Origin of the sequence: Candidatus Regiella insecticola LSR1 (assembly GCF_000143625.1) — a bacterium.
In the GTDB taxonomy this organism is placed as follows: Bacteria; Pseudomonadota; Gammaproteobacteria; order Enterobacterales; family Enterobacteriaceae; genus Regiella; species Regiella insecticola.
In genome coordinates this window covers 1-3,509 of the sequence record NZ_GL379678.1, presented here as the reverse complement: position 1 = coordinate 3,509, position 3,509 = coordinate 1, and the positions used below count along the sequence as shown (strand labels likewise).

The 3,509-nt window shown below is 43.1% G+C and carries 1 protein-coding gene and 2 pseudogenes; all 3 read right to left on the bottom strand.

Features of this window, described 5'->3' with window-relative positions:
• Positions 1-652, bottom strand: a pseudogene (locus REG_RS13545) (hypothetical protein); the annotation flags it as partial.
• Between the two features lie 213 nt (positions 653-865).
• The gene (fabB, locus tag REG_RS09335) at positions 866-2,086 is read right to left on the bottom strand and encodes a beta-ketoacyl-ACP synthase I (RefSeq protein ID WP_039908591.1); all 1,221 of its coding nucleotides are present in this window, start codon (positions 2,084-2,086) and stop codon (positions 866-868) included.
• Positions 2,087-2,187: 101 nt separating this feature from the next.
• Positions 2,188-3,230: pseudogene (gene rsmC, locus REG_RS09330) on the bottom strand (16S rRNA (guanine(1207)-N(2))-methyltransferase RsmC).
• Positions 3,231-3,509: the final 279 nt, after the last annotated feature.

The window sequence follows — 3,509 nt, the reverse complement described above, 5'->3', positions numbered from 1 at the left end:
CAACGCTATAATCCTTCATTAATTGACGGAGCTGTTGTTCTACTTTAAACCGATCCATCACAACATCGGAGCCTTCATTTTTCGTTAGCTTATTCATGTCAGCGATAAAATTGCTCACCGCAGTATTAAACTTGGTATATTTCATCGCTGCCTGAACGGTCGGCTTCATATTGTTATCCGACATGGCCTTGATAGTGTTGACGATGCGGTCATACATATTAACCCCAGCGTTCATATTCGCCGCGCTTTCCTTTACCTCAGCGATTCTTTTACGCACCAGGGCTTGTTTCTTTTTCGGTAAAACATGGATATCGGATTCCGCCATCGCCACAAATGAATTTACATCAGCGTTCACAAAATGTGTTTGCAACGCTATTTGTGCCAGATGATAATTTAAGTTTGTTAGCTTAGAGGCAGGCTTACGATCTACTTCTGTGAATAGGTCGTTTAATTCTTTAACTTTCTGCTCTGATAATTCATAAGAGCGATCCAGATACGAGAGTTTATTTTCTTCGATAAAGGACTGTTTTGATTGAGGAGAAGCAGAAGGGGATTTATCTTCTAAGCTTGAATTAGCCATTATTCCTTTCAAGACTTGAGGATTACACCCAACTATACTGCCTTCCGTGTTATTCGTTATTCCAGCCGCCATTACCTTACCTCTTTAATCAATTAATTTAAGCATCAATATTTCGTTACACATTATAGTGATGCGACTTTCATTAATTGTCATGAAAGGTAATCTAATGAAGAGGGTTATTAAAGTTATTTCAATGATGGCTGATGTGACACATCAGCCTGATAGTAAAAAAGACGTCGTAAAATTATTTTACACGGGGATCGCCGGCGCTGTTTTCCGGCATTTCTATTTTGGGTTGTATTTACGCATCACTAAGGTGGCATTGGTTCCACCAAAACCAAAGCTATTAGACATCACGGTAGTTAATTCTATCTCTTTCATTTGGGTGATGATATCCATCCCTTCGGCATCTTCATCAAGGTTGTCGATGTTAATACTCGGCGCAATAAAACCATGTTCCAACATCAACAAACTGTAAATCGCCTCATGAACCCCGGCCGCACCCAATGAATGCCCAGTAATGGCTTTCGTTGCGGAAATCGCGGGCGTTTGATTGCCAAAGACCTCTTTAATCGCCTGCAATTCTTTTGTATCACCCACCGGAGTGGAAGTACCATGTACATTGATATAATCGATGGATTGCTTGTACACCCCCTCCATCGCCATCTCCATACAGCGCACTGCCCCTTCACCGGAGGGAGCAACCATATCCGCACCATCAGAAGTCGCACCATAACCCACAATCTCTGCATAAATATGTGCACCACGCGCCAAGGCGTGTTCCAATGATTCAACCACCACCATACCGCCCCCGCCTGCTATCACAAAACCATCACGATCTTTATCATAAGTCCGTGACGCTTTCTCAGGTGTGTCGTTGTATTTGGTTGAAAGCGCACTCATGGCATCAAACTCACAAGACATTTCCCAACACAACTCTTCTCCACCACCGGCAAAAACGATATCTTGCTTACCTAGCTGTATCAATTCAACGGCATGACCAATACAGTGGGCAGAAGTGGCACAGGCGGAACTGATCGAATAATTCACCCCTTTGATCTTAAAAGGCGTGGCGAGACAAGCGGAAACGCCAGAGGCCATCGCTCTCGTGACCATATAAGGGCCAACGCCTCTCAAGCCTTTAGCTCGCATACCATCACAGGCAACCATTTGATTACGAGGAGATCCGCCACCGGATCCGACTACCAGACCCGTACGAAAATTAGACACTTGTTGATCAGAAAGCCCCGCATTCTTAATCGACTCTTGCATCGCGAGATAGGCATAAATAGATGCATCACTCATAAAGCGCAGCGTTTTACGCTCAATTAGCGTAGCTGTATCTAATTTAACATTACCCCATACCTGGCTACGCATTCCGGCGGTTTTAAACTCTTCTGAGAAAGTAATGCCAGAATGTCCTTCTTTCAGAGATGCCAAGACCTCTTGCTGGTTATTACCTATGCTGGAGACAATACCCAGGCCAGTGATCACCGCACGCTTCATTCCATACCCCTTCAAATTTTATTACACCCAAGATATTGCCACGCACTTTAGCTTACAGTTGTACGCTGAACAAGTCCGATCAGAATAAAATTTACTACTGCCTATACTCGATGAGATGATAAATCGCACTGATGACTTAACTCAGCTTGATAAACTTTGAAACGACTGTTCTGAGCCAGTACCTGATGGCTGCCAAAAACGGCATCCAACAGCGCAGGATAAGGTAAAAACGCATTGGCAACGATTCGTAATTTCCCCCCGATCCGGAGATGATCATAGGCACCACAAATCAATCTTTCTGCAATATGCAAGCTAATCGCTAATCCGTCGTGAAAAGGAGGATTAGCCATAATGAGATCAAAACGCCCTTTAATATCAGAATAGAGGTTACTGGCGATCACCTCGGCGTCAATATTGTTAATCGCCAAAGTGGCACGACTGGCTTCAAGCGCAGCAGCACTGACATCACTGAGCGTGAGTTTTATTTGAGGTGAATGATGCGCCAACACACAGGCCAAAACCCCAGTACCACAAGCAATATCCAACACTTTTCCCTTCACCTGCTCAGTAAAAGAAGAAAGCAATAATTGACTACCTGGATCGAGTCCATCACGACTAAAAACACCGGGCAAAGTTTTGATTATCCTAGTATCGACATGATAATGACCCCACCAGATAGCATTATCGTGTTTAATCTTTTTATCTAAGCGACCATAATAAAGGCTGCAACGACGGGCGCTATCGATTTTACTCAGCTCCAGCATCTCCCACAGCTTATTTTCCGCTCTACGTACTCCGCTACGATTTTCTCCGACAATAAAAATATCACTTCCAATAGGGAATAAAGCCAACAAGTTGGATAACTGAAATTGGGCTTGTTGTTTATTTTTAGGCCAAAAATAAATGAGCGTATTACAGCCAGCAACATTTTTTTATCTGCTGAAAAACTAAATGTAACCTTATCCCCTAAGATAGGTTTTAATAGTTGCCAATGATGGTATTGATTAGTATGAGCTAGGACAGTAGCAGCGATGAACTGCGCAGGCAATGTATCTTGCCAATCACCGGCAAACAAAACCCGACGCTCAGTAAATTCATTACTGTGGCGCAATATCACTTCACTGGCAGGGGTTAATACTGACATGAAAATTATTATCCTAAAATGGAGTGTTATACCCAATGAATTTCGAGTTACGGCAAGGCGGCAATCAAGCGAATCTCAGGAGTGTACAGGTAGTACATGACAGAGGATGAGTGCGAGCTGCCAACGCCGCCGTAACTTGAAAAGCGAAGGGTATAGATGATTTCATACCGCAATGATATAAGATTTGTTAACATAGCACCAAAATAAAGCGCCACCTATTAATAGGATAATAGAAAAATCAATGACATCGAGACGAGATTGGTTTTTACAACAGCTTGG